The 24,409-nt window shown below is 61.9% G+C and carries 27 protein-coding genes; 4 read left to right on the top strand and 23 right to left on the bottom strand.

What is annotated here, in order from left to right; all coding sequences use genetic code 11:
• The first annotated feature begins 131 nt into the window (after positions 1-131).
• Entirely contained in the window at positions 132-674 is a 543-nt protein-coding gene (locus VAPA_RS32940) for a MarR family winged helix-turn-helix transcriptional regulator (protein ID WP_196232595.1), read from the top strand.
• Positions 675-710: 36 nt separating this feature from the next.
• Here VAPA_RS32940 and VAPA_RS32935 read toward each other — a convergent pair whose 3' ends face one another.
• The 10 genes from VAPA_RS32935 to VAPA_RS32890 all read right to left on the bottom strand — a co-directional run bounded on the left by VAPA_RS32935 (position 711) and on the right by VAPA_RS32890 (position 9,706).
• Positions 711-1,019, bottom strand: coding sequence for a DUF202 domain-containing protein (locus VAPA_RS32935; protein WP_041946743.1), 309 nt, complete (start codon positions 1,017-1,019; stop codon positions 711-713).
• Positions 1,016-1,348 (bottom strand): YidH family protein, encoded by a 333-nt coding sequence (locus tag VAPA_RS32930; protein ID WP_041946742.1) that lies wholly within the window; start codon positions 1,346-1,348, stop codon positions 1,016-1,018. Before VAPA_RS32930 ends, VAPA_RS32935 begins: the two co-directional genes overlap by 4 nt.
• Positions 1,348-1,719 carry a RidA family protein gene (locus VAPA_RS32925; RefSeq protein ID WP_021004586.1) on the bottom strand — a complete coding sequence of 124 codons (372 nt, stop codon included), beginning with the start codon at positions 1,717-1,719 and terminating at the stop codon, positions 1,348-1,350. The genes VAPA_RS32930 and VAPA_RS32925 overlap by 1 nt, the downstream gene beginning before the upstream one ends.
• Positions 1,720-1,730: 11 nt before the next feature.
• Positions 1,731-2,588, bottom strand: a complete 858-nt coding sequence (gene kynA, locus VAPA_RS32920; RefSeq protein ID WP_041946741.1) for a tryptophan 2,3-dioxygenase — start codon at positions 2,586-2,588, stop codon at positions 1,731-1,733.
• Positions 2,589-2,638: 50 nt separating this feature from the next.
• The gene (locus tag VAPA_RS32915; RefSeq protein ID WP_051255454.1) at positions 2,639-3,871 is read right to left on the bottom strand and encodes an amino acid aminotransferase; all 1,233 of its coding nucleotides are present in this window, start codon (positions 3,869-3,871) and stop codon (positions 2,639-2,641) included.
• Entirely contained in the window at positions 3,864-5,279 is a 1,416-nt protein-coding gene (locus VAPA_RS32910; RefSeq protein WP_041946934.1) for an FAD-binding oxidoreductase, read from the bottom strand. Before VAPA_RS32910 ends, VAPA_RS32915 begins: the two co-directional genes overlap by 8 nt.
• A gap of 115 nt (positions 5,280-5,394) precedes the next feature.
• The gene (locus tag VAPA_RS32905) at positions 5,395-6,264 is read right to left on the bottom strand and encodes an alpha/beta hydrolase (RefSeq protein ID WP_021004582.1); all 870 of its coding nucleotides are present in this window, start codon (positions 6,262-6,264) and stop codon (positions 5,395-5,397) included.
• Positions 6,261-7,724 carry a sulfatase-like hydrolase/transferase gene (locus VAPA_RS32900; RefSeq protein ID WP_021004581.1) on the bottom strand — a complete coding sequence of 488 codons (1,464 nt, stop codon included), beginning with the start codon at positions 7,722-7,724 and terminating at the stop codon, positions 6,261-6,263. The genes VAPA_RS32905 and VAPA_RS32900 overlap by 4 nt, the downstream gene beginning before the upstream one ends.
• An 11-nt stretch (positions 7,725-7,735) precedes the next feature.
• Positions 7,736-8,707 (bottom strand): Bug family tripartite tricarboxylate transporter substrate binding protein, encoded by a 972-nt coding sequence (locus tag VAPA_RS32895; RefSeq protein WP_021004580.1) that lies wholly within the window; start codon positions 8,705-8,707, stop codon positions 7,736-7,738.
• 132 nt (positions 8,708-8,839) lie between these two features.
• Positions 8,840-9,706, bottom strand: coding sequence for a formylglycine-generating enzyme family protein (locus VAPA_RS32890; RefSeq protein WP_021004579.1), 867 nt, complete (start codon positions 9,704-9,706; stop codon positions 8,840-8,842).
• An 86-nt stretch (positions 9,707-9,792) separates the two neighbouring features.
• Here VAPA_RS32890 and VAPA_RS32885 point away from each other — a divergent pair, with 86 nt between their 5' ends.
• Complete coding sequence (locus VAPA_RS32885; protein WP_196232594.1) at positions 9,793-11,199, top strand: sulfatase-like hydrolase/transferase; 1,407 nt, start codon at positions 9,793-9,795, stop codon at positions 11,197-11,199.
• A gap of 967 nt (positions 11,200-12,166) precedes the next feature.
• On the opposite strand, the gene VAPA_RS34310 is transcribed toward VAPA_RS32885, so the two are convergent.
• From VAPA_RS34310 to VAPA_RS34725, 9 genes are all read right to left on the bottom strand, one after another.
• Positions 12,167-12,978 (bottom strand): IS5 family transposase gene (locus VAPA_RS34310; RefSeq protein WP_196232540.1). Its coding sequence is split into 2 segments (ribosomal slippage): positions 12,167-12,648 and positions 12,648-12,978, totalling 813 coding nucleotides; the frame shifts between segments, so codons are not numbered across the junction.
• A gap of 769 nt (positions 12,979-13,747) precedes the next feature.
• Positions 13,748-13,972, bottom strand: coding sequence for a hypothetical protein (locus VAPA_RS32870; RefSeq protein WP_041946739.1), 225 nt, complete (start codon positions 13,970-13,972; stop codon positions 13,748-13,750).
• Positions 13,973-14,064: 92 nt separating this feature from the next.
• Positions 14,065-14,334 carry a hypothetical protein gene (locus VAPA_RS32865; protein ID WP_021004575.1) on the bottom strand — a complete coding sequence of 90 codons (270 nt, stop codon included), beginning with the start codon at positions 14,332-14,334 and terminating at the stop codon, positions 14,065-14,067.
• 146 nt (positions 14,335-14,480) lie between these two features.
• The gene (locus VAPA_RS34300) at positions 14,481-15,047 is read right to left on the bottom strand and encodes a DUF2846 domain-containing protein (RefSeq protein WP_080666995.1); all 567 of its coding nucleotides are present in this window, start codon (positions 15,045-15,047) and stop codon (positions 14,481-14,483) included.
• A gap of 593 nt (positions 15,048-15,640) precedes the next feature.
• Positions 15,641-16,147: a hypothetical protein gene (locus tag VAPA_RS32855; RefSeq protein ID WP_155248159.1), complete on the bottom strand. Its 507-nt coding sequence runs from the start codon at positions 16,145-16,147 to the stop codon at positions 15,641-15,643.
• A gap of 341 nt (positions 16,148-16,488) precedes the next feature.
• On the bottom strand, positions 16,489-16,998 hold the full coding sequence (locus VAPA_RS32850; RefSeq protein ID WP_155248158.1) for a hypothetical protein: 510 nt from the start codon (positions 16,996-16,998) through the stop codon (positions 16,489-16,491).
• A 298-nt stretch (positions 16,999-17,296) separates the two neighbouring features.
• Positions 17,297-17,569 carry a hypothetical protein gene (locus VAPA_RS32845; RefSeq protein ID WP_041946734.1) on the bottom strand — a complete coding sequence of 91 codons (273 nt, stop codon included), beginning with the start codon at positions 17,567-17,569 and terminating at the stop codon, positions 17,297-17,299.
• 216 nt (positions 17,570-17,785) lie between these two features.
• Positions 17,786-18,571, bottom strand: coding sequence for a hypothetical protein (locus VAPA_RS32840; RefSeq protein ID WP_155248157.1), 786 nt, complete (start codon positions 18,569-18,571; stop codon positions 17,786-17,788).
• 120 nt (positions 18,572-18,691) lie between these two features.
• Positions 18,692-18,868, bottom strand: coding sequence for a hypothetical protein (locus tag VAPA_RS34725; protein ID WP_155248156.1), 177 nt, complete (start codon positions 18,866-18,868; stop codon positions 18,692-18,694).
• Between the two features lie 530 nt (positions 18,869-19,398).
• Between VAPA_RS34725 and VAPA_RS32830 the strand changes: the two genes are divergently transcribed.
• Complete coding sequence (locus VAPA_RS32830) at positions 19,399-20,712, top strand: IS1380 family transposase (RefSeq protein ID WP_021004568.1); 1,314 nt, start codon at positions 19,399-19,401, stop codon at positions 20,710-20,712.
• A gap of 257 nt (positions 20,713-20,969) precedes the next feature.
• Here VAPA_RS32830 and VAPA_RS34720 read toward each other — a convergent pair whose 3' ends face one another.
• A complete protein-coding gene (locus VAPA_RS34720; RefSeq protein ID WP_155248155.1) occupies positions 20,970-21,230 on the bottom strand; it encodes a hypothetical protein in 261 nt (86 codons plus the stop codon).
• Between the two features lie 240 nt (positions 21,231-21,470).
• On the opposite strand from VAPA_RS34720, the gene VAPA_RS32825 reads away from it, so the two are divergent.
• Positions 21,471-21,692 carry a winged helix-turn-helix domain-containing protein gene (locus tag VAPA_RS32825; RefSeq protein ID WP_080666993.1) on the top strand — a complete coding sequence of 74 codons (222 nt, stop codon included), beginning with the start codon at positions 21,471-21,473 and terminating at the stop codon, positions 21,690-21,692.
• A 203-nt stretch (positions 21,693-21,895) separates the two neighbouring features.
• Here the strand turns inward: VAPA_RS32825 and VAPA_RS32820 are convergent, their stop codons facing one another.
• The 3 genes from VAPA_RS32820 to VAPA_RS32810 are packed head-to-tail and all read right to left on the bottom strand — an operon-like array spanning position 21,896 to position 24,393.
• A complete protein-coding gene (locus VAPA_RS32820) occupies positions 21,896-22,882 on the bottom strand; it encodes a Bug family tripartite tricarboxylate transporter substrate binding protein (RefSeq protein WP_021004565.1) in 987 nt (328 codons plus the stop codon).
• Between the two features lie 36 nt (positions 22,883-22,918).
• Entirely contained in the window at positions 22,919-23,197 is a 279-nt protein-coding gene (catC, locus tag VAPA_RS32815) for a muconolactone Delta-isomerase (RefSeq protein WP_021004564.1), read from the bottom strand.
• A 2-nt stretch (positions 23,198-23,199) separates the two neighbouring features.
• Positions 23,200-24,393: a muconate cycloisomerase family protein gene (locus VAPA_RS32810; protein ID WP_021004563.1), complete on the bottom strand. Its 1,194-nt coding sequence runs from the start codon at positions 24,391-24,393 to the stop codon at positions 23,200-23,202.
• Positions 24,394-24,409: the final 16 nt, after the last annotated feature.

The following is a 24,409-nucleotide window of genomic DNA, read 5'->3' as shown; positions in this document are numbered from 1 at the left end:
GTGGAGGCGCAGTCTAGGAAGTCCGGTTGAACGGCGGAAATGAGTTTTGAGGAGCGAGCGATACGGAAACCGGATCGGTCGCGGACAATGGCTGGATGAATATGCAGCGGTCCACAGAACACCCGTTCGACTTGGCAGGCTTCCTGCCGTACAAGCTGTCCGTGCTCTCGCGGCTGACGCAGGAACTCCTCGCCTCGGTGCTGGTGGAAGCGGACGTCACCATCGCACAATGGCGTGTTTACCTCAGCCTCGCCAAGCAGGGGCCGAGCCATCTCAACGGGATCGCGGACTTCACGATGTTGCCGCAGTCGTCGTTGAGCCGCTCGATCGCCCAGATGGCCGATCGAGGCTTGGTACGAAGTGTGCGCAACGAAAATGACCGACGGCTGGCCCAGATCGATTTGACGAGCCAGGGCAGGAAGAGATTCGAGCAGCTCACCGTCGCCATCCAGGCCGCCTGCGAAGCGGCCTTTGCGATGGATGAGCCGGAGGAAGTGAACTTCCTGGAAACGGTCGACGAACTCATCGCCCGTCTGTCGAACCGGCTGGGAGAACCGGCCGATGTGACAATGCGCGCAGTTGGCACCGCAAAGCCGCGCAGAGCGGCGAGGCCTGCGCCGACAAAGACTCAGCCAACACGTTCTACCGGCGCGGCAAAGAAGGGGCGGCAATAGCTGCGTAGGCCCGTTCCGCCAGCGCTGCGGCGGCCCTCACCGCATTCCCAGAACCACGCAGCAGACAGAGGACGCTGCCACCATCACGGCGACACTCGACACCATCCACATCATCCACGTGCCCACCGCAACAGGTGCAGCAGCCAATCGCAGGGACCGGCAGTCCCCGACGGCAACGAATGCAGCGGCAACGATGCCCACGATGGCCGCAGACACGAACAAAACCGCGTGCTGCCCGCTGATGCCGGCCTTCAGGAGGAGCAGAGCATTGGCTGCCATCGCCACCCCTGTTCGCGTCCAGGCCAGCCGGGTCCTCTCAGGCTGCAGCCCCGGATCGCGGCTCATGCCTGTGAAAGAAGCAACAGGACTGCCACGCCGCAGACCGTGACGGAGAAGGCGGCCATCGCAGGCAACAGCAGCGAGCGGGGCAATGGCTGTTCCCGGCGCATGGCGGCCTGGTTAACGCACCAGCCGCAGTACGCCGCGACTGCGACCAGCCCACCCACGATGGACGAGCCGATCGCCACTGCATCGACCAGCCATCGTGGCTCGATACGCGCTGCGAACTGGTAGAAAAGCATGCCACCGGCAAGCACGGCAAGCGCAGTGCGGATCCATGCCAGGAACGTCCTCTCGTTGGCGAGCGAGAACCTGTAGTCCGGCTCTTTCTCCATCACAGCATCGCGTAGGCAACGATCTCGATCTTCATGCCGGGCACCGCCAGGGAGGACACTGCGACACTGGAGCGATTGGGGTATGGCGCCTCGAAGAAATCCCTGTAAACGCCGTCGATCGCCTTCATGTCCGACATGTCGGTCATGTAGATCAGCACCTGGCAGACGTGCTCGAGCCCGCCACCCGCTGCCTGCATGGCACGCCGGAGGTTCGCGAGCGTGATGCGCGCCTGTTCCTCGACGGGGCCAGTGCTCACTGTCCCGTCCGTGTTCACCGGCCCGTGGGCCGTGAAAATCATCCCTTTGCTGCGCACCGCCCATGAAAAGGGCTGCCCGAGCGGCGGCAGGCCGACATCCAGCACTTCCTTCATCTCGCCCGCCGTCACAGGTCCGTCCGCAGCGACCAGAGTTCCGGAAACAGCACGACATCGAGCATCTTGCGCAGATAGCTCACGCCCCCCGTGCCGCCGGTGCCCCGCTTGAAGCCGATCACACGCTCGACGGTCGTCACATGGCGGAAGCGCCAGAGACGGAAGCTGTCTTCGAGGTCAGTCAGCTTCTCTCCCAACTGGTAGAGCGTCCAATGGCGATCCGGATTGCGGTAGACGGTCAGCCAGGCCTGGCACACGCCCTCGTTCGCCGTGTAGGGCTGCGTCCAGTCACGCTCGAGCGATTCGGCCGGCACATCGATCCCGTCGGCGTGAAGCCGGCGGATCGCGTGGTCATAGAGCGAAGGCGATTCATGGGCTTTGCGGACGGTCGCGAGCAGGTCCGCACGATGCTCGTGGGGCTTCAGCATCGCCGCATTCTTGTTGCCCAGCGCGAACTCGATGCAGCGGTACTGGTAGCTCTGGAAGCCGCTGGACTGCTTCAGGTAGGGGCGCAGCGCCGTGTATTCCGGCGGCGTCATGGTCGCGAGCACGTCCCATGCATTCACCAACTGCTCCATGATCCGGGTCACGCGCGCCAGCATCTTGAAGGCCTGCTGCATGCGACCAGCGGCGATCTCGGAGATCGCGGCGTGCAATTCGTGGAGCATCAGCTTCATCCAGAGTTCGCTCGTCTGATGCTGCACGATGAAGAGCATCTCGTTGTGGTCCGGCGAAAGCGGTTCCTGCGCGTTCAGTATTTTGTCGAGGTGAAGGTAGTCGCCATAGCTCATCGAACTGCTGAAATCGAGCTGCGCGCGTTCCTCGCCCACGATCTTCTCGCCTTCTCCGAGAGAAGGCTCCTTTGACACAGTACCGTGGACTGGACAGGTCACATCTATCTCCTTGTCGAATCGGTCGGTCAGTCCAGCACGGCCGCAATGGCATCCGAGACATGGTCGATGCTTTGCGGCGTAAGACCCGGAATGCACACGCGTCCCGTATCCAACATATATACGGCGTGCTGCTCACGCAAGGCGTGCAGTTGACGCGCACTGAGACCGGTGTAGCTGAACATCCCGCGTTGCTGGAGGAGATACGAGAAGTCGTGACCAGCGCCGCACCTAGCGTTCAGCGCAGCGTGAAGCCGTTTCCGCATATCTCCGATGCGGCCTCGCATGGCGGCGAGGTCGGAAATCCAAAGCGTTCGCAATTCGTCGCAGTCCAGGACGGTCTCGACAAGAGCACTGCCATGCGCAGCGGGGGTCGAGTAGTTTCCGCGCACCGCCAGCTTCAGTTGGCCGAGCACAGCTTCGGCAGCGGCTGCATCCGTGCAGACCACGCTAAGGCCACCGGCACGTTCTCCGTAGATCGAGAAGTTCTTCGAGAAGGAGTTGGCAACAAGGAACTCATGGCCCTCGTCCGCGAGTAGCCGGATGGAGGCCGCGTCTTGGTCCAGACCGTCGCCGAAGCCCTGGTAAGCCATGTCGACGAAGGGTAGGAGGCGCCGCTCGCGCATGATGCCGGAGATGACTTTCCATTGCGCGATGTCGAGGTCCATGCCGGTTGGGTTGTGGCAGCTCGCATGCAGCAGGACGACACTTCTCTCCCGAAGGCCTCGCAGTCGGTCGACCAAGGCATCGAAGCAAAGACTCCTGGTACGGGCGTCGAAATACGGGTACGTCTGCACGTCGAAGCCAGCACCCTGGAACAGCGCAAAGTGGTTGTCCCACGTGGGGTCCGGCAAATAAACATGCGTGCAGCCCAATTGCGAGCGCAGGAAGTCGGCGCCGACCCGCAATGCGCCCGATCCGCCGATCGACGCCATGGTCGCAACCCGGCCGGCCTCGAGCGCCGGATGCGAACGGCCGAAGACGAGGTCCTGCACGGCTTTCCGGTACCTCGCCGCTCCTTCCATGGGGAGATAGGGAGATGGACCTCCACGCTTGAACAGCAATTCCTGCGCTCGGCGCACGGACTGGAGCACCGGCAGCCGACCGGCTTCGTCGAAGTAAAGGCCTATGCTCAAGCTGACCTTCGCGGGACGCGGGTCGCGCGTGAACACCTCCATCAGCGCGAGGATCGGATCGCCTGCGTATCTAGGAAGACTGGAGAAAAGGGAGGACATCGGCAAGTCGCTTTCGGGTTCAGGCATTCGCGAAGATTTTTCCGGGGTTCATCAGCCCCTGGGCATCAAGCGCGTCCTTCACCCGTCGCATCAGCTCCAGTTGTGCGGGGGACTCCAGCTTTTGGAACATGTCCAGCTTGCCGATGCCGATGCCATGCTCGGCGCTGATGGAGCCGGCGAAGTCGTTCACGAGCCGGTACACGCTTTCCGTGGCTTCGGCCTTGGCACGGGCGAAGTCGGTGGAATCGATCGGCACCGAGGTGACGAAGTTGAGGTGCAGGTTGCCGTCGCCGACGTGCCCGAACAGCACAGTCGCCAGGCTCGGCCAGCGAGTGGCGACGAGCGCATCGAGTTCCCGCATGAAGAGAGGAATGCTCGAGATCGGCACAGAGACATCGTGTGCCGAGAACTGCGGGTGCGCGCGCAGCATCGCCTCGGGGATCGCTTCGCGAATCGTCCACAAGGTCTCGGCCTGCTGCTCGCTGCTGGCGATCACCGCGTCGCTCAATACGCCCGCATCGGAGGCTGCCGTGAGACAGTGGAGCAGTTCTTCTTCCAGGCTTTCACCGGCATGCGGTGACGTGATCTCGACCAGAACCGCATACGCTCCTTCGCCTCCTATCGGCGCCGGCCGCTGGAGGTGGGCGCAGGCAAGACGCAAGGAGGAGCCCGTCATGAATTCAAATCCGGTCAGGCCGGCGTCGAAAGCATCACGTACCCGCACGAAGAGGTCGAGGATTGCCTCCGGCTCCGGAAGGGTCACGAGAGCGACGACCTTCTGACGCGGCCGCGGAAGCAACCGCAGCGTGGCCGCCGTGACAATGCCGAGGGTTCCTTCAGTGCCAATGAAGAGATGCTTCAAGTCGAAGCCGGCGTTGTCCTTGCGCAGCGCCTTGAGCCGCGTCCAGATGCTGCCGTCCGGCAGGACGACCTCGAGTCCCAGGACCAGTTCGCGCATGTTTCCATAGCGGACGACCGCGGTGCCGCCTGCGTTCGACGCGATGCATCCGCCGACTTGGCACGAGCCCTCCGCGCCGAGGCTCAGCGGAAAGAGCCGGCCCTTATCGGCTGCGGCTTCCTGCACCTCGTGCAGAACAACGCCGGCTTCGACCGTGATCGTGTTGGACACCGCGTCCAAGGCACGGATCTTCTTCAGCCGCTCCAGGGAGAGAACGATCTGAGGCCGCCCGCCGGTGGGCGTCGCACCGCCGGCCAAGCCGGTATTCCCCCCCTGCGGAACGACCCCGACGCCGTGCTGCGCACACCACGCGACACAGCGCGCCACATCTTCTGTGCACGCGGGGCGCACGATCGCCTCCGCATGGCCGGAGAACGTGCGCGTCCAGTCCAGCAGATAGCGTTCACGGATACTGGCGTCGGTGACGACCGCGTCGGCGCCGAGAAGGGTCGCCAGAGAGATTTCGGTGTGGTTCATGAGAGCTTCGAAAGGCATGCCGACGGCATGGCTGCACCGCACTGTAGGGACTGCAAGTCCGCTTGTGAAATGAAGAAATCAGGGCGCGCGATCCGCTTTCCGGATCACGCCGTTCTCAATCGACCGCGCGCCTCAGCCACTGGCAGATTCGGGAATCCGCATCGCGATAGGCGTCCAGCACGGAGAAGTGATGCGCGTCCGCGAGAGGCGAGCAGTCCACGCGGCAACCTGCGTTTGCCAGCTGCGCCGCGAATTCGCTCCCCTGGCGCAAGAATTCCTGGGACTCCAGTGCACCCCACGTGACAAGGACCGGCGCCGGAACGCGCTTGACATGCCGCATCGGCGAGCAACGATCAATCGTTTCCTCATCGAGCCGCAGTGCCGGTTGCAAATAGCTGTATTGCAGGGGCGCAAGGTCGTGCAGACCGCTCACCGACACGGCTGCGTTCAACACGTCTTCAGGTAGCGCGTACGCCTCTTTCCAGGGCGCAAGCAGCGACATCATGGCAAGGTGACCTCCCGCGGAATGCCCTCCAACCGTGATGCGTGCGGGATCCCCCCCGAACCGCTCGATGTTTCCGTACACCCACGCGATGCTTGCGCGTGCCTGCCTCACGATTTCCGTGATGCTCACACTCGGGCACAACGCGTAGTCCACCACCACCGTCGTGAATCCGATGTTGCGTAAGGCGTACGCGACGAAACTGAAGTCAGACGCGCCAAGCGAACGCCAGTAACCGCCGTGGAAAAAGACGTGAACCGGCGCTGCCGGTGCATCCGCGCAGAAGATGTCCAGTTTCTCAGCCGCGGTGGCGCCGTACGGAAGACGCAGGCGGCAAGGCAGTTGCAAGCGCGCCGTCGCGGATTCCTCCTGCCAGCGCGTCAGATAGGCTGGATAGTCAGGCACCGAAGCGCCTGCGTCGTATTGCGCGTCGATCTCGCCCTGGTGGCCAAGTGCTGCGCCAGACTGCGCATCGCCTATCACGCTGCGATCTTGGTTTTCGGCGGCGGCGTGGCACCCCGCTCGCCCATCTGCGCGGCGGCGTCGCGACCGCCAAGGCTGTCGATGAACGCCGTCTGGTCCTGCTTGGCCTGTGCATCGACGGCTTCCGGATCGCAGACGCGGCGCAGTTCGCGTTCCATATCCGCGAGAACCGGCAGGTATTGCGGAATGGCTGAAAGATCGCGCAGTTCACCGGGGTCGGTTTCGAGATCGAAGAGCTCTGGCGCGAAGCGCACGTAGTAGTGATACTTCCACCTGCCCTTGCGGACCATGAATCCCGCTGTATTGCTGCCTGTGGCGTGGTACTCGCTCACGATGACACGCTGCTGCGCATTCGGCAACTCGTCCAGCCTGAGCACCGACCAGCCCGGACGTCCAGCCATCTCGTCCTTCCATCGAAGTCCTGCGACATCCAGGATCGTGGGATACATGTCGATGAGGTCGACCGGCGTGTCGCAGGTGACGCCGATGGGCAGCCGCGGGCCGGCGACGATCATCGGCACCTTGACGGTTTCCTGATAAAGCGTCGACTTGCCCCACAGGCCGCGTGCACCGACGTTGTCGCCATGATCGGAGGTGTAGACCACGTGCGTGCTGTCGAACAAGCCCGTTTGGTCGAGCGTGGAGACAATCTTGCCGACGTTGTCGTCGAGGAAGCTGCACAGGGCGTAGTACGCGAGGAAGGCGTTCCTGCGCTCCTGGGCGCTGCGAAAGCGTTCCTCGTTCGGGATGCATTGTGCATAGGTTTCCACCCACGGATGGCGGACCGCGCCCGCGTTAGGATGGAGTTTTGCCTCGGGCACATTGACGTCCTTGTAGAGGTCGAAGAACTCCTGCGGCGCGGTGAGCGGAAAGTGCGGCGCCACCAAACCGACGTACAGCACGAAGGGTCGATCGTCATGCGCCGCATCCCGCAGCCATTCGACCGCCGTGTGGGTCACCGCTCGGTCGTACTCGGTGTAGGGCGACTCGCCGGGTCCGATGTTCTCGCCGAGCATGCGCTTGCCTTCGCCGATCGGCAGGATGGGATCACGGATCGATCCCCACACCATGCCGTGCCCGCCTACAACGTGCATTGGCAGGTGCTCCCTGTCGAAGCCCACCGGATCCGTTGCGTTGCGGTAGTGAAGCTTGCCGATGCTCTCGACGCGAACGGCGTTGCGTTGCAGGACGTGGCCCCAGCTCTCCGGGGTGCCCGTGTACGGCGACGCATTGTCCCAGTGGCGGGTCTGGTGCACACGCATGCCGGTCGCGAACGCGGCGCGGGCCGGCACGCAAATCGGACTGGGCGTGTAGGCGTCCGTGAAAGACGCGCCGCGCCGCGCGAGCGCGTCCAGGTGCGGTGTCTTGATGAAGGGGTGTCCGGCGCGTCCCAGATACATGGGGTTGTGCTCGTCGGACATGATGACTACGACATTCTTTCGGCTCACTTGCTTCTCCATGGGGTTCCTGCTCACTCGGCTGCCTTGAATCCAGTTTCGCGCACGGCCACCTGCCACCGCGCTGAGTCGGCGGACAGCTTGCGGGCGAGCGCGGCCTGGTCGGCGCCCGGGGACGCCTGGTAGCCCAGCCGATCCATGATCGCGACCGTCGCCGGCGCTTTCGCGGCCGCCGTGACAGCCGCGCTCAGGTTGGCGAGAACGGGCGCCGGAACCTCCCGCCTGGCCACCACGCACATGTATTCCGAGGCCGTGAGCTGCGGGAACCCGGCCGACTTGAAGGTGGGCACCTCCGGCAGCGCAGCCTGTCGCTCCTCGGAACTGACCGCCAGAATGCGAAGCTTGCCGTTCCTGTGCATCGGCAGAAGGTTCGGAAGCGCCGTCAGCGCAGCGCCCAGGCTGCCGCCGATGACATCGTTGAGCGCGGCCGCTCCGCCCTTGTACGGCACGCTCACCAGCGGCACCTTGGCGTGCTTTGCCAACAGGTCGCCGAGGAGCTGCATCACGGAGCCAGCGCCAGGAGTTCCATAGGACGCGTACGCGGGGTCCTGCTTGGCGCGATCGAGGAATTCCGCCAAGGTCTTCGGACCGTCCTGCGCATTCACCGCCAGACCGAATTGCACATTGGCCGGCGCACCAATGATCGCCAGGTCGCTCAGCTTGTACCGGAGATTGCTGTAGATATGCGGAAACAAGGTCAGGTTTGTCGATGGCGTCAACAGCAACGTGTTTCCGTCGGCAGGCGCCATCATGAACGCCTCGGTCCCGATCCGGCCGCCAGCGCCTGGGCGGTTGTCCACCACCACGTTGAAACCGGAGCCACGCATCCCATCCGCGAGCGCCCGCGCGACCGCGTCCGCAGTGCCGCCTGGAGCAAATCCGACGATCATCTTCAGCGGCTGGTTGGTCGCGGAGAGGCCCGGAAGTGACACAGTGAAGGCAGCCGCGGGGACCAGCGCACCAAAGCGGCGGCGAGTGATGAGCATGGTGGGATGCCTTTCCTGGAAGTGGTTTATCTGCACGCACTTTAAGGACGGTCGCGCGCGGAATGAAATGACTTTTTGGATGCAAGCGATCCGCTAAATGGATCGCTCGCAGTCAAGCGAAGTGGTTCGCATCTAGGCTGTTCGTGCGCAACGGAACCCGATGTGGCTTGTTGTCTCGCTCCCCGGCTGCGCGTGACGGGCCGCTGGCCGGTAGCGCTGGCAATAGTTCGCCGCACACAGGTGCGAGCCACCTTTAAGCACCTTCGTTTCAGTGCCGCGCCCACGTTTCGACGCGCAACAGGAAGGCTTGTGCGGCTCGGCGTGCAAGGGCAACGACCAATCGTCCGATGTCCACTCCCAGACGTTGCCGATCATGTCGAACAGGCCCCATCCGTTTCCCGGATATGAGCGAACCGGCGAGGTTCTCTCCCAGCCGTCGCGCACCGTGTTTTCAAGCGGGAACGTCCCCTGCCAGTAGTTGGCAAGCACCAAGCCTTCGGGCTCAAGATGGCTGCCCCACGCATAGTCGGCGCCTTCGAGCCCGCCGCGGGCGGCGAACTCCCATTCCACTTCGGTCGGCAGGCGCTTGCCGCACCACGCGGCATACGCTGAGGCATCTTCAAATGCGACGTGCACCACCGGATGCTGCGCCAGCCCCTCGATGCTGCTGCCCTTTCCCAGTGGCGCGTGCCAGCAGGCACCCTGACGGAAGTCCCACCACTGGCCGGGATCCGCCAAGTTCACCGCAGTCATCGGTGCGGCAAACACTGCCGATCCCGCAAAGGGCATTCCTTCGTGCACCCGCTCCGCCACGGTGCGGTAGTCCGTTCGCGTCACGAAGCGTTCGAATTCAGCGTTCGTGACCGGCGTCTCATCAATGCAGAAGGGTTCAACCAGCGCGCGCCGGACCGGACGCTCCTCCGGATAGAACCGATCGGAGCCCATCGAAAACTCGCCGCCATCGAGCCGGACCATCCGAACATCCGTCAGTTCGCTCATATCAATTCCACTTGCATATGCATGTGCATACGATATCATGCCGCTCGTCAACCCCGACCGACCAGACATCTATCGACCGAGACATCATGTCCAATTCAACGAAATCCCGTCGCCCCAACATCATCGTTATCCTCACCGACGATATGGGTCATGGCGATCTCTCCTCCTATGGCAGCACGCTGGTAGAAACGAAGAACATCGACAGCATCGGGCGCGACGGCGTGCGATTCACCGCTGGCTACAGTTCCGCACCGCTGTGCAGTCCCTCGCGCGCAGGCCTGGTAACCGGCCGCTACCAGCAGCGCTTTGGTTTCGAGCAGCAGGTTTCCTCGGGCGCCTACCCGGAGCAAAGGGAGGTGCGTCTGGAAGATGGCAGCCTCGCTCCCCTGCAGGGCGAGGCCGAGTTCCTGCGTCGCGGCATTCCCACCACTGAGAAAAACATCGGCGAGGTCTTCAAGGCGGCGGGATACGCGACCGGCGTTTTCGGGAAATGGCATCTCGGCCATGGTCCGCAGTTCCTGCCGCATAACCGCGGCTTTGACGAGTCGGTTGTCTTCTACGGCAATACCAGCCTGCAATCCATCCGCCCGGACGATCCGGATCTGGTGAACGTCAAGGTCGACTATCACGATGAGGCGAAGGACACCGCCTGGACCCGCGAAGGCCTGAATGCGGTGCGCCGCAACGGCGAAGTGATTGACGTGGACCAGTACCTGATGTTCTTCTTCCGCGACGAACTCGTGAAGTTCATCGATCGCATGAAGGACGAGCCCTTCATGGTCTATTTCCCGGTCAACTCCCCTGTCCCTCCGCTGCAAGTTCCCAAGCGGCTATTCGACCAGCTGAAGGACCGTATTCCGAACATCGCCCAGCGCGCGTACAACGCATTCCTGCTCGCTCTGGACGAAGTCGTCGGCTCCGTGCTCGACGCCGTGCGCCGCAACGGACTGGAAAACGACACGCTCATCATCTTCGTCAGTGACAACGGGAACGCGCTCAGCCGTCCGGGCAGCAATGCCCCATTCTCCGGTGGCAAGTACAGCACCTACGAAGGCGGCATCCGCATGCCTTTCATGATGAAGTGGCCCGGACACATTCGTGCGGGTCAGGTCTACGAGCAGCCGGTCAGCACTCTGGACATCCTGCCGACGGTAGCGGCCGCCGGCGAGGTTCCGACGACCGATACGCAGCCGCTCGACGGGGTGAACCTGCTTCCGTGGCTGAAAGACGAGAAGCAAGGTGCCCCTCACGAAGCGCTGTTCTGGAAGCTGGCCGCCTACTCCGGGGTACGGGTAGGAGACTGGAAGCTGTATCTTGAACCGAAGAACGGTGTCGCACAGCTCTTTCACCTCGGTTCCGACCCGGGAGAGAAGGTTGATATGAAGACGTTTCGACCCGAGATCTTCCAGCTGCTGCTCGATCGCTACATGGAGTGGGACAAGTCGCTGCCGCCGCGCGCGTGGACAAATATCTCACCGGTGTTCAGGAAATAGCCCGGAAGGCCGGTCCGATGCGGCCGTGGCGATCCACACTGGACGCACGGCTAGTTTGGGGATCTATTAGCAGTCGCCCGCCTTGCGAACTGGCGCGTCACGCGCGCCGAGCTGCGCGTGGCCACGGGCGCGAGCGGCACTCAGCTCAAGGTGCACCTGGCGCGACTGGCCGAGCTGGAGTACCTGCTGGTGTATCTCGCCTTGCGAGGTCAGGACTACGCGTACGAGCTGCTGCAGTACCGAGCCGGCCAGGACGGCAAAAATAGTGGGAAGGGGCCGCACCTGACGGGCCTGATCGACGCACAGGCGCTGCAAGCCCGCAGCTACGACGCGCAGCGGTCAGCCTCAGCGCCGGCGCGGTCGGCTCCTCATCGGAGTGCGGTGGGTGGGCAGTCGGCCGATGAGTGCAGCCGTCCAGAGCGCGCAAGCCCGCATGATGCAAGGCTTGCCGCCGAAATGCCCGCACGATCCGCTCGCATGCGCCACCCCTGCGACCACCGCACGCGCGTCGTTCCGGGTGAACCTACTTCATCCCTCCATCGAGGTCCTCTCCCCTCAATTCGGACGCATTCGCGGTCAAGCACCCACGTTACCTCGGCGTCTCAGAGAACCCGACGTTGCTGGATGCCGATGAAGCCTCGGCCGTTAGACCCGCGCCGACGCGTAATCGGTCGAGGTGCTAGTAGCAGGCCAACGACGCGGGCCCCGCCACTTGAACGCCAGCTCACTCAGGCATCGCGAAGGGCTGCTTCGGAGAAATCTGTACAGCCGCGTTGGAGCGCAGCGAACGTCTCTTATGGGCCCGAAGCCGTCTTTCGGACGGCTCCAAAGCGGCCGTTGATCTGCGCAACAAGCTGGATTCAGCACCCGCGGTTCCGCGCAACAACATGAATTAAATCGCCCGGGCTTTTGCTGATGTCGAATCTAGGCCGATCTGCGAGAGAGTCCCCGCAAACACTTAGAGCGGCTAACAAAACGGGGGGAGATTGCGAATGCAGATGACGCAACACGCCAGGGAAAGCAGCGCGACATGAATGTCGATGCGACGCTCGAATCGGGTGCGCAGCTTGCCGAAGGCAGCCAGCCAGGCGTGAGTGCGCTCGACCACCCAGCGGTGGCGTCCGAGCCGATCATTGCGTTCGATGCCTCTGCGGGCGATGCGATCCTTGATGCCTCGGCGCCTGAGATGAGCACGGCATCGCGCGTAGTCGTAACCCTTGTCCGCATGCAATTTCTCGGGCCACCGGCGCGGCCTGCCGCGCTTGCCACTCACTGCCGGCAAGGCGTCGACGAGTTCCTCGAAGACCACCGAATCGTGGCGGTTGGCCCCGGTGACGCAGAAGATCAGCGGGATGCCCTGGCGGTCCGTGATGACGTGGCGCTTGCTGCCGAGTTTGCCCCGGTCCGTGGGGTTGGGCCCCGTGTGCGGGCCCCCCGGGGGCTGGGCACGCTGGCCCCGTCCATGCTGACGCGACTGAAGTCGAGCTTGTCGGCGCTGCGCAGTTCCCCCAGAAGTGCCAGATGCAGGCCATGCCACACCCCGGCAGCTTGCCAGTCACGAAGCCGCCGCCAGCAGGTCATGCCGCTGCCAAAGCCCAACTCTTGGGGGAGGTCTTCCCAGGGGATGCCCGTGCGCAGCACGAAGAGGATGCCGTTGAGAGCTTGCGCGTCGCTCAGGCGTGGCCGCCCGCCCTTGGCTGAAGGTGTCACCACGGGCAGCAATGGCGCAATCTTCTTGTACAGCGCCGCGCTGATTTCTTTGTTTCTGATTCGTCCCATCGCTCGTCAAACGCATGCCCCGCGCATGGCGATGACAGGGTTTTGTTAGCCACTCTTAGAAAGCCCCAGTGCAGCGGACGCTGACCATGACTGCTCCGGGCAAGGCTGTTCGCGAAACAAGTTCATCCCACCGGTTGTTCTGTTTAAGGGGCGTGACTGGCCCTAGTGGGTAGATTCGAACGTAGCTCGGGAGATGAGAAGTCAAGTAAGCACCCACGGTATGGCTTCGCACCCGCGCGGCACTCTCCTCCCGGTCCGAAGAGCCGACGGCAGCAAATCCGACGACATCCACCACCACGCTGCCCGCAGCAAGCTCCGAACAACGCCGTTGCTCCAAGAAGACAGAAATGGTCTCGACTGCTTTGGCGTTCTCGCCTTCAACGGGCCCAAGAGGTGACGGCAAAAAAAGTACTAAGTCTTTAGTCGCTGCTCGTGAATCTGCTCGAGCGCAAATGCTGAAGCCGAGGCTGGTGCTCAGCATAAGAAGCACTGTGAGTCGTCGTCGCATAACTTGCTCGGGGTCTAGTCATTTACCTTTGCGCAACCGACCTCGCTTGAAGCGCAGGAACATGCCACCAGCGAGAACGGCCAGCATGCCTGCCAAGACTAGTTGTCCAATGAACGCGGCGAGAGCTGCCCCTGAGATTAGGCCCAATCCAACGGCACAGTGGACGAGGTGCATTGCTGCATCGAACTTTGCTCCAGGATAGAACTTAGCCATTTGGGTTTGGTTGTGGGCGGTGGAACGTCTAATTGTGGCCTGGGGGACCTAATCTATGAGCTTGCCGTCCTGCCAGTACTCATACAAAGCACCGGGAGTGTTAACCCAAAAGATAAGCGTGGAGGGCGCCTCCAGTTCAATGAGAATCTCGGTATCTACAGCTCCTCCGATAGAAACGACCTCGCATTCCGAACCGGGCGGAAGGTGAAACTCATTTGCCCACGGCTCCACGATGATCGACAGACCAGTGGTGAACGAGTTTTTCAGCTTCACGGAACTTCTATTTGTCATTTCACCGCGCCTCCGACCGTCTGGTTCTGGCCGAATGCCGTCCATCATCAATAGTTTCCACGCGACTCATGGGATCAAGGATTGGTGTTCGGGATGGCCAAGATCCAGTGGCGCAGCCATGCCAACAGTGTCTGTCGATCAATCTCGCCTTCTCGGCCCGTTTCGACGGCAAGTAGCAGCTGGCCCTGTACCTGCTGAGCCTCTTTGATCTTTCGATAGTCCATAGCTTCAAGCGCAGCAGCGTGCCCAGCCAATTGCGTAGCGAAGGACTGGACGGAGATCTCTCGCGACTCAAACGCGGCTGCCAATGCTTGGAGCCTATCGGCAATTCTTTCGTTCGACATTCGTGCTTCTCCCTCGACTTGATCGCACCCAAAGCGGGGCTTACTGACCGATATTGCGAAATTCTGCCGCACATGCGAGCGACCGCTGGTGGCCGACTGAAGTCCCCAGCACTTTCAGGCAAAGGAGCCCGAAACGACTCGCAGCTTCATTCGATCGAGCGGGTCTCCTTGATCTCTGTCAGGCCATCGTGCGGATCGACAGCGACCAGCATGTGATCGATGACAGGCATGAACATGGGCACCGGCAGGCCCCCTGCCGTCATCGCAACCGACCCTATGTCCTCCCCGGGACCCTTGTGTTCCACGTGATAACGAATGTACGTGGTGCTACCGGGCTTCGTCGTGACTTCAAGACTTCTCGTTTTGAACTTGCCGTAAGCCTCGCTCGGTCGTCGGAGTTCGATCTTATGGACACCTGCGTCAAGATTGCGGCGGGCATACGATCCACTCGAGATTTTTCCGATGACCTTGTCGTCGATGACCAACAAGGGTGAGAAACCACCAGCCGCGAATTTGCTCGGACGATAGATATAGATCGCGCTCGACTCACCTGTAGGCGCTTCGGCAGAGGTAAATTGAGGCCCGGTTGCACCGCAAGCTGTCAACAGAAGCGCAGCGATTGCCGTGCACGCGAGCCGGAGATCCAACGAGCGATTTTCGCGTCTATGAGAATCTGGAAAAGAGTTGGAGGCAAGAATGGATGGGAATGGCATTTGCTTCGGCCTGAGGATATTTCGTCAGCTGCTAGCCGCATTGTGCCGGCGCGATGAACGGCCGGTTCTGGCCGACTGTAGCCGAAGCACTGCCGGCAGCGCGGGGCTCATTGCGGTCTTCCGGTCTGCTCTGAAGCGGACGTGCCTGCGATGGTCTACGGGCGGTCCTTGGGGTCCTTCGAATAGATTTGGAAGTACGCTGCCTCCGGCAATCCTTGGTCGTTCCGCCTGCATCCTGGGAACCAAACCCAAGCCAACTGCCCCACCTGCAAATCACTCAGATCGCCGTCTCCACCGAAGGCTGTATAGATTGGGCTCTTCACTCGAACGCGAACGCGTTGAGTGGCGTTGTTCGGCTGAATGGTGACAACGTCATGTTGGATTGAAGCAATGACGCCTTCAACGTTCGCCCGCGATGGCGCTTCGGCGCCTCCGTCCGGAACTGGAAGGACGCACCGAGCATGCAATAGCGTCGCGAGGCAGGTAATGGCAGCGGATAGAGCGAGCTGGCGAAAGCGCTTCGCCTTGGTCATCCAGCAGCGGGTCAAGTGAAGGCTCATCGAAGGACCGGTAGTGGCCGTCAGCGGCAAATTCTAGTGAGTGGCGCGGTGCGCCTGCGCCAACTTATCTAAATGACGCCCGGTGCGCCAACCCGTCCAGGCGAGAAGCGCTATCAGCAGAGCAGCGGCTCCCACGGCCAATCCCGTGGTAGCTCTATTGGCATTTTGATAGCTTGCAAGCGCTTGAGCGGAGGCTCTGTAGGAACAAGCCACGGTGCCAGCCCTAGCAACTTCGAACAGCGTCTTCTCCATCCGCAGCACGCTAATCTCTTCTCCAAGCGGCAGACGTTTCAGGTCCGAAATGCATGCCCAAAAGCGCAGGCGCTCGCTCTCTCCGTTGATTCGTATCAGCAGGTACTCATAACTCGAATAGCGACTGTGCCGTGTCTCGAAGCCAAGCAGCGTCCCATTTTCGTTTGCGAGGCTTTCCCGACGGGGGACGTCCTGTTGCCAGACGAAAAGACTGGCGACGCCCCCAAATGCCAAAAGCAGGATGGCGATGGTCGCGGCGCCTATTACGTTTCTAATGCTGGTTTTCACGGAACGCATTCTGCCTAGCAACACGTGCGTTGGCTCGACGAAGCCGTGGCGCCTGAAGCAACCAGCGACGTTGATTCAGATATCGTGACAAATGCCTGCCTATGGCGGTCAGACATGAGGGCGATACAGTGCGCCGCGACAGATTGGTCGAAGGTGAATCATTGCTTGGATTTCGAATAGACAGTTCGTTGAAGACGTTCTGATCCGGGCCACATTACGCCCGACGGACGGGGGACCGCTCTTGGCCGACTGTCGCTGTACGGGCTGCTGACAGAAAGGGCCCTGAGCGGCTGTACGCCCCGCTCCAAAGCGGTCATCGCTACGCGAACGCGTCACGGAACTCATCTTCCAACTAGGGAGCGTATGAATCGATCAGAATTCAAGAATAGATCGTCCTGCGTCGGATCGATTGGCATGCTGACGATTGCGCCAGTGCGAAACTTTCGTACGCGGTCGGGCGCGGCGACCGACAGGCTTTCACCGTCGACACCAAGCTCAGCTATCAGCACACTATCGTCGTAGTAGGCGAGCGGAGAGAGTTTGTGAATCCCGTCGCGGCCGTCTAGATCTCTGCCAGTAGCTTCTATCTTTGCGGCAAGTGTCGGCCATTCGAGCGTCACCTGTTCAGCGTCATTGAGCGTGGCCCGATACGCCCTCAAAGAATCGACTAGCCCGGGCAGCACAACATCGGCCATCACGGCAAGATCGAATTTGGTCGGGCTAAACTCGAAAACAAAATGGTCGTCGAATTGCGATGAATCCTTAAGGTATGTTTTTGACCTCAGCGAATACGACGCATAGCCCGAAAGGCCGGCACCTAGCTTTCCACGGAACATGACAGTGCTGGTCAAGCTTCCCGGCTCGAATTGGAACTCCAATGGCCGACGGGGCCGCCACATCTCCGGGAATCCAAACAGCGTCTCAACTAAACGCGCATGAACTTCGTGAGGCGCTTCATTGAGCGTGGGCTTACATCGAACCATAAGTTCCCATTTTTTCAATCAAAACTCCCCGTAGAAATATGGTTTCGGCTTGTGCAAGACGGTTAGAGAAGATGCCCTTCTTCCGTCCAAAAATTGTGAACGTAGCCGAAGGGGAAATGAATGAAAATCTGTGAAGGTCCGGTTTTGGCCGCTTGACGTCGGTTGCTCATTGAGCGCCTTCAAGGGCCTCGATGTATGGCAGCACCTGTGGATGAGCCTGAACCCACTGCTCGCCCAAGTACGCCGCTATGGAGCCCGAGCCGATGACGCTCTCGATTGCCCCGAATTTCGAAGCGGCCTGCAGCAGGCCGTGCGCCGCATGCATTGCCTCCTCGCTCGCGGCCGACTTCGGCTCCCCAGCTTCGATGCCCCACTCCTTTTGAATTGCCGCAATGAGTTTGCCAGCGGCAGCCTCAAGTGGTGTTCGTGAGCGTGTCATGGATGCCAATCTAACCTACTGGTGAAGGACCGGTTATGGCCGTTAGCAGTCTGCCAGCTTGCCATGTTTATTGATTTCCATCTGAAGACGATCCGCCTTTCCATGGGACGCAACCCGCGTGCACTGGGCACACGCCTGCCTGGGCAAAGGAACTAGGAAGATACGCTGGTCGGCGCTCGACGGAAACGTGGACCAAACGGGTACGGAAATCCACATCTACTGTTGCGCAGACACGGCACCCGTCGGTGTCGCATAGCCAAAACGGGCATAGCGCGTTTTGATGGTTCCCTGCCAGCCGACTTCTTCCAGAGGAAGATACATCCCGGCGTCGACCAGCCAGGCAAGGCTGCGACGTTGCAGGTTCTCGACGTTGTCCTTGTGTTCGCATTCCACCCTCAAGTACAAGCCTTTCGCTCCGGGGTTGAGTTGCGAAAGTGGCTGCACATCGGAGCCAGTCCTGCAGGTCACGGAATCGTTGATCGTGACCTGCTTGTTGAAGTCGGGGCCGCGACTGTTGACTTCCTTGACCTGCCGTTCAGTCTCAGTGCGATACGAGAAGGTCTTGCTGGGCGATGGTGCACAAAGAGTCGCGACGTCGCCATCGAACTTTGAAAGCCTGTAGCGATGGCTCAAAGACGCGTCCAAGGCCGTGTCGAACGGAACGAAGCTCTTGCCGGCCGGAACGATCACAGTGTTGTTGAGCCTCAGGCCGACCGCGCTCTCGCTGAATACAGGCACTAGCCCGCATAGGGTCATGCGACGAAAGCGCGCTCTGGCGCTGTTGTCCACGGTCTTCTCGCGGCCCACGTCTGAACCGACGATCAATAACAACTGGCCTTGCTGCCATGTCATGTGCGCTTGCTCCCGAACGATGGAGACCAAGCCCAGGTTGCCCTTGAGTTCCTGCTCTTGCCGGTTCTCAAAGAAGTTGAGAGTTGGCGCCGCTACAAAGGAATCCTCACGAGGTGCGCTTGCAAAGCGTTGCCGAATCGGCTCCGGCATGTAAAGCGCCAAATCCCCCTGAATGTCCCGGCCTGGGCGCGATGCGCATCCCGTTAGAACCAGCAGGGCGCAGGCCACTAGACCCATCTGTAACGTTCTTGTTTCCCTCATCCGCTTCTTTTAGGCGAGCAAATATCGAACGTCAACTACGGAAAATCGTTGATCTTCGGGTGTACCAACGTGGCGCTGGTCACCACCGATCAGGTAATGTTCCTCACCCGACAAGACAGCGAACCCCTCAAATAGACCGTTCGTGTCGATGAAAGCGCGGTAGGCAGCGGGCAGCGGGATGGTCATTGGGAATGCAGGTTATGGCCGACTGTAGCCGGTGGCGGTGCCGTCGCGAAGGGGCTGAAGCCGTCAATGGGCTTGCACAAAGCTGTCGTCCACATTACGGCGCAACGATGGTCGCGGTTCCAATCGCTCCCAGGCAGAAGGTTAGAAAAGCCGTAAGGGCCCACCACATCTTGCGCCGAGCGGCATTTCCTTCGTCGGTGAAGAACGAGCCCATGAGCAAGGACGGTGCAAAGAACCTGCCCCACTGACGGTCCTCCCTGTAGCTGCGCATAACCTTCATCGTGTAGTACGCGGAGAGGCATACGCACACCAGAGCACCAGACAAGCACAATAAAAACGCGACAGCGGCTAGTTCGGGGAGTTGCATGATGAGCAAGTGGAGAGCCCTCAGAAGAACGCCTGGTCTTGGATGGACTCAGTCAGTGCCTAGCCTGGATATTTCGCGAGTAGAAGGTCGGCAGCCCTGAGCCGGGATGCGTTGTTATTGGTATCTGATGCCAAGAACATGCAACTCGAGAACAGGACTGCCAGTGCCAAAGTGTACCGATGTGCCAGTGAGATTTTGCAAGGTTGGGCGTCGCGTCGTGGAGGCGGCGTTTGACGGCGGAGATATCGTCAGCGACGGTGGTGCGGTACTGCTCAAGCAAGTCGATGAGCGCATCGGCTTGACGCGCGCGGCGGCGCGCGTGTTCGCTGACGCACGGCGCAAGGCCAGCGTGCGTCACGACATTCGCAGTCTGCTCGCGCAGCGCGTGTACGGCTTGTGTTGTGGCTGGGAAAGTGTTTCGCAGCACAACACGCTGCGCCATGACCTGGCGCACCAAACGGCGGTAGGTCGTGTCGTTGAGCTGGCCTCGGCGCCGACGTTGAGCCGGTTGGAGACTTCGGCCACGAGCGAGCATGCCGCGGCGTTGCACGCTGTTTTGTTGGATCAATTCATCGCTAGCCGCATGACGACCCCCGACGAACTCGTGCTCGACATCGATGCCACGCACATCCCGCTGTACGGTGACCAGGAAGGCGCGCACTTCCACGCCCACTACGACAACTACTGCTACTTGCCGCTGTACATCTTCTGTGGGCAAGACATGCTCGCGTGCGTGCTGCGCCCGAGCTGGCGCGATCCGGCCAGCGTGCTCAGCGCGTTGATCAAGCTGATCGCGCGACGGCTGCGCCAGGCGTGGCCCGGCGTGCGGCTCGTGGTGCGCGGCGACTCCGGCTTCTGTCGCCCGAAGGCGCTGCGCCGCTTCGACGCCTGGGGCATTGACTACATCGTGGGCCTGCAGAAGAACTCCGCCTTGCTTGAACGCGTGGCCATCGCTGAACACGCGCTGGCCGAGCAGTACGAAGCCGTCGGCACGAAGCAGCGCCTGATCGGCGAGTTCCGATATGCAACGCGCAGCTGGGAGCGTGAGCGGCGCGTCATCGCGCGGCTGGAGCACGGCGCGCAAGGGCGCAATCCACGCTTCGTGGTCACGAGCCTGGAAGCGGGAGACGCCAAGTCGCTGTACGAGGACTTGTACTGCGCCCGCGGTGAGGCCGAGAACCGCATCAAGGAAGCGCAGATGGACCTGTTCGGTCGCCGCGGCAGTTGTCGCCGCTTCGCGTCCAACCAGATGCGCCTGCTGTTGGCTGCGCTGGCCTACACCTTGATGATCAACCTGCGCCGGCTGGCCCTTCAAGGCACGCAGTTGGAACGCGCGTGCACCGCCACCATCCGCGTCAAGCTGCTCAAGATCGGCGCCGCCGTGCTGCGCAATACCCGTCGCATCCGCCTGCTGCTGGCCTCGCACCACCCGCTCAAGCACGTCTTCCTCACGGCCGCTCGCGCACTGGCTCCATAGATCGCGTCGAGTGCTGTCCCCGGCACGTCGACAAACAACGGGGGTAAGGGGGCACTGCGTCTTCAGCCCCAGCAATGCGGCTGAAATCTCACTCATCGCGGTTGTATCGCGCGCTTCGCGCCCTACATTGATCAACTGCCATCGCGACACGTCACTCGCGAAATATCCAGGCTAGTGCCTTGGCCTGCTCGCGTATCGAGAAGGTGACCGTGAAGTCCGGATTGACGACCACTTCGCCTGTGGACCGAAGTCGGTACTCACCAGGCCCCACCTCTTGAAAAGATCGTGTATCGGGAGGCAGCTTGAATTGCTCGCCAGTTCTTTGGCCGTCCAGGGATAAAAGTATCCCTGTCCGCTGGTTGGTCCGCAGAGGTGACCCGACCGAACAATTGTTGCTGCTCGAATGGCTCTTCGGCATCTGCTCCAAAGTAAGCAAGTCCGACGAGAACCATTTTTCCGGGGAGCGCCTTCGCAAGTGATGCATCCCACGGATGCTCTTCCTCGGTGCCTTTGTTCATAGGTTAGGTCAATCTGGTTCTGCCAAATTCTGCCTCCTGTTCGGAGGTCCGCTCTTGGCCGATGGCAGTCTTCGGCGCGGGCCACAGCGACGAGCGCCAGTCGGCGCCCGACGCCAACGGCGCAATTTAGCCGCTAAATTCCAGAGTTAGTGATACAAAACCCAAAGAATTCCATCTCTTGTGAAACAGCGGTTCCATCCTCAATGGTTGATCGGCACGTAAGTGGTTGACTCCAAACGAATGAGAGTTCCATGCCCGGTGAATCTCGACAGAGGCCGCGTGATGTCACGCGCAGGCCTCATCAAGGCCGTGTGGGGATCGAGCGCCCATCATCAGCGCGACAACATTGTCACGGTGGCCATTCTGAGACTTCGCCAGAAGCTGGACGATCCGTTCGATCTGAAGCTGATTCACACGGTGCATCGCAAGGAGTACGTCCTGGAGGTCCGCCATGACCGCTAGCCTGCGTGTCCCGGCAGCCTGCGTTGCTCGGCTGATTGTCGACGCGTCTCTCCATGAACTGAGGAGTTCCCGCATCGATCAGCGCACCAGACCTGACGACGAGCCGGTGAGCGGCGTGAGCCAGGAATTGCGCCCAGCGCAGTGGGGCGAAGCGCGTGCAGTGCTCCGGCATCGGCATCATGGGTCCGCTCGAAGTGAAAAATTCAGTCCAGGCGGATGTGCCGCTCTGCGATCAGCTTCGACCAGCGCTGCGTTTCCTTCGCCAGATGCGCTGCGAGTTCCTCCGGGTCGGAACCCACGGCCTCGGCGCCGATGCCTTCAAGGCGCGCGGCGACCTCGGGCTGCTTCAGCGTCTCGGTCAGGACCTTGTGGAGCTTGTCGACGATCGGCCGGGGCGTGCCGGCAGGAACAAAGACCGCGAACCACGGCGATACGTCGTAGCCGGCCACGCCGGCCTCCGCCATCGTGGGCACGTTCGGCAGCGCCTTGGAACGCCTGGCGGTGGTCACGGCCAGCGCCCGCAGCTTCCCCGATTGCAGCTGGGTGTGCGCGGAAGTGATGCTGTCGAACATGTAGTTGAGCTGGCCGCCCAGCAGATCGGCCATCGCCGGTCCGCTGCCCTTGTAGGGCACGTGCAGCATCTCGGTGCGCGTCAACGAGGTGAACATCTCGCCAGCCAGGTGGATCGACGTGCCGTTGCCGGCCGATGCATAGGTCAGCTTCCCAGGGCTCTTGCGCGCGGCCTCGATCACATCGGCGACGCTGCGCACGTTGGGCTGGGTGCCGTTGGTCACCAGCACATTGGGCACGACGGCCAGCAGGCTCACGGGCGCGAAGTCGGCGACCGGGTCGTAGCTCAGCTTGCCGTACAAGGGCTTGTTGGTGGCCATGCCGATCGAGGTGATCAGCAGGGTGTAGCCATCGGGCGCGGACTTTGCCACCGCGTCGGCGCCGATGTTGCCGCCGGCGCCGGCCCGGTTCTCGATCACGAACGGCTGGCCCAGCGCCTTGCCGGCCTTCTCGCCGAGGACGCGCGCAATGACGTCCATGGCTCCGCCGGGCGGGAATGGAACCACCCAGCGCACAGGCTTTTTCGGCCAGTCCGTGGCGGCGGTCTGCGCATGGCTCGACGCGGCGGTGCCCAGCACCAGGCCGGCACTCAGGCAAGCCAGCAGTTGTCTTCTTTTCATGTGTTGTCTCCGGATGATTGGTGGATGCTGCGACGCTCAGGCGATCGCGGAAGGGTGCTGCGCGAGCGGCGTGACCTGAATCTTCATGAAAGGGAACAGCGGAAGCTGCGAAAGAAGCCCGTGCAGCTCGTCGTTGGATGCGGCGTCGAACACGCTGTAGTTGGCATACTCGCCGGCCACGCGCCAAAGATGGCGCCAGTGGCCTTCGCGCTGCAGCTGCTGCGCGTAGGCCTTCTCGCGGGCCTTGACGGCTTCGGCCTGTTCGGCAGGCAGGTCGTGCGGAATGTTCACATCCATTCGAACGAGAAAAAGCATGCTCATGCTCCCTGGGTGAAAGGGGCGCGGTGCCCGAGGTCGATGTGCACCGGCACGAGGCCGGTGCGCGCGCGGTCGAAGCGCTCCAGCTGCGCCGGATCCACGTCGACGCCGAAGCCGGGACCATCGGGCAACTGCAGTTCGAAGTCGCGGATCTCCATCCGCTGGACCACCAGGTCGTCCACCAGCAACTGCGGCCCGAACAATTCGCAGCCGTGGTGCTGCTTGCCGAGGGTCGAGAAAACGTGAGCGGCGGCCGCGCTGCCGATCGAGGTCTCGAGCATCGTGCCGCCATACCAGCCGATGTCGGCGGCCTCGGCCACTGCCGCCACTTCGCGGGTGCGCAGCAAGCCGCCGTGCTTGGCAACCTTGAGCGAGAAGACATGGCACGCCTTGGCGCGCGCGAGCCGCATGGCATCCTGCGGCGTGCACACGGTCTCGTCCGCCATGATGCAGGCGCGGGCGCCGAGCTCGGTGCTCAGCACCGCGAGCGCTTCCACGTTCCATTTCGCCACCGGCTGCTCGATCAGGCTGACGCCCGCGTCGATCAGGCGCGGCAGATGGCGCCTGGCCGTGCTGCCGTCCCACGCCTGGTTGATGTCCACGGTGAGGGTGGCCCGCCCTTCGAGGGCCCGCGCGATCTGCGCGACATGGCTCACGTCGTCCTCGGGGGAACGCGCACCGATCTTCATCTTGAAGATCCGGTGGCGCCTCTGTTCCAGGCGCAGCTGCGCCTCTTCCAGGTCGCGCGCCACATCCCCGCTGGCCAGCGTCCATGCCAAGGGCAGACTCTGCCGGCGCTTGCCGCCGAGCAGCTGCCACGCAGGCAGCCCGAGCGTGCGCGCCATCGCATCGATCAGTGCCATCTCGACGGCGCTCTTGGCGAATGCATTGCCCTTGCAGGCGGCGTCCATCCGGTCCAGGGCATCCGAGAAGCAGCCACCCTCCTGTCCCAACAGCACGGGCGCGAGATAGGCCTCGATGGCGTGCCGTATGCCTTCGGGCGATTCCTCGTTCCACGAAGGCCCGCCGATCGTGGCGGCCTCGCCGAAGCCACTCGCACCATTGCCGAGCCACAGCTGGACGATGACGGGACTCTGCCGGCTGATCGCCCCGAAGGACAGCCTGTGCGGCCGGATGGTGGGGATGTCCAGTATCCGCGCCTCGATCCGCTCGATGCGAAAACGACCCGTCATGAGCTCTTGCCTTTGC

Origin of the sequence: Variovorax paradoxus B4 (genome assembly GCF_000463015.1) — a bacterium.
GTDB classification, from domain to species: domain Bacteria; phylum Pseudomonadota; class Gammaproteobacteria; order Burkholderiales; family Burkholderiaceae_C; genus Variovorax; species Variovorax paradoxus_E.
The sequence above is the reverse complement of the archived record's forward strand: the minus strand, read 5'-3'. Positions and strand labels throughout refer to the sequence as shown.

Coding starts and splice junctions, on each gene's coding strand:
- VAPA_RS32935 (WP_041946743.1), bottom strand. CDS start 1,019: ATGAGCCGCGATCCGGGGCTGCAGCCTGAGAGGACCCGGCTGGCCTGG.
- VAPA_RS32930 (WP_041946742.1), bottom strand. CDS start 1,348: ATGGAGAAAGAGCCGGACTACAGGTTCTCGCTCGCCAACGAGAGGACG.
- VAPA_RS32925 (WP_021004586.1), bottom strand. CDS start 1,719: ATGAAGGAAGTGCTGGATGTCGGCCTGCCGCCGCTCGGGCAGCCCTTT.
- VAPA_RS32915 (WP_051255454.1), bottom strand. CDS start 3,871: ATGCCTGAACCCGAAAGCGACTTGCCGATGTCCTCCCTTTTCTCCAGT.
- VAPA_RS32910 (WP_041946934.1), bottom strand. CDS start 5,279: ATGAACCACACCGAAATCTCTCTGGCGACCCTTCTCGGCGCCGACGCG.
- VAPA_RS32900 (WP_021004581.1), bottom strand. CDS start 7,724: ATGGAGAAGCAAGTGAGCCGAAAGAATGTCGTAGTCATCATGTCCGAC.
- VAPA_RS32895 (WP_021004580.1), bottom strand. CDS start 8,707: ATGCTCATCACTCGCCGCCGCTTTGGTGCGCTGGTCCCCGCGGCTGCC.
- VAPA_RS32890 (WP_021004579.1), bottom strand. CDS start 9,706: ATGAGCGAACTGACGGATGTTCGGATGGTCCGGCTCGATGGCGGCGAG.
- VAPA_RS32885 (WP_196232594.1), top strand. CDS start 9,793: ATGTCCAATTCAACGAAATCCCGTCGCCCCAACATCATCGTTATCCTC.
- VAPA_RS32865 (WP_021004575.1), bottom strand. CDS start 14,334: ATGTCGAACGAAAGAATTGCCGATAGGCTCCAAGCATTGGCAGCCGCG.
- VAPA_RS34300 (WP_080666995.1), bottom strand. CDS start 15,047: ATGCCATTCCCATCCATTCTTGCCTCCAACTCTTTTCCAGATTCTCAT.
- VAPA_RS32845 (WP_041946734.1), bottom strand. CDS start 17,569: ATGACACGCTCACGAACACCACTTGAGGCTGCCGCTGGCAAACTCATT.
- VAPA_RS32840 (WP_155248157.1), bottom strand. CDS start 18,571: ATGCCGGAGCCGATTCGGCAACGCTTTGCAAGCGCACCTCGTGAGGAT.
- VAPA_RS34725 (WP_155248156.1), bottom strand. CDS start 18,868: ATGACCATCCCGCTGCCCGCTGCCTACCGCGCTTTCATCGACACGAAC.
- VAPA_RS34720 (WP_155248155.1), bottom strand. CDS start 21,230: ATGAACAAAGGCACCGAGGAAGAGCATCCGTGGGATGCATCACTTGCG.
- VAPA_RS32825 (WP_080666993.1), top strand. CDS start 21,471: ATGAGAGTTCCATGCCCGGTGAATCTCGACAGAGGCCGCGTGATGTCA.
- VAPA_RS32820 (WP_021004565.1), bottom strand. CDS start 22,882: ATGAAAAGAAGACAACTGCTGGCTTGCCTGAGTGCCGGCCTGGTGCTG.
- catC (WP_021004564.1), bottom strand. CDS start 23,197: ATGCTTTTTCTCGTTCGAATGGATGTGAACATTCCGCACGACCTGCCT.
- VAPA_RS32810 (WP_021004563.1), bottom strand. CDS start 24,393: ATGACGGGTCGTTTTCGCATCGAGCGGATCGAGGCGCGGATACTGGAC.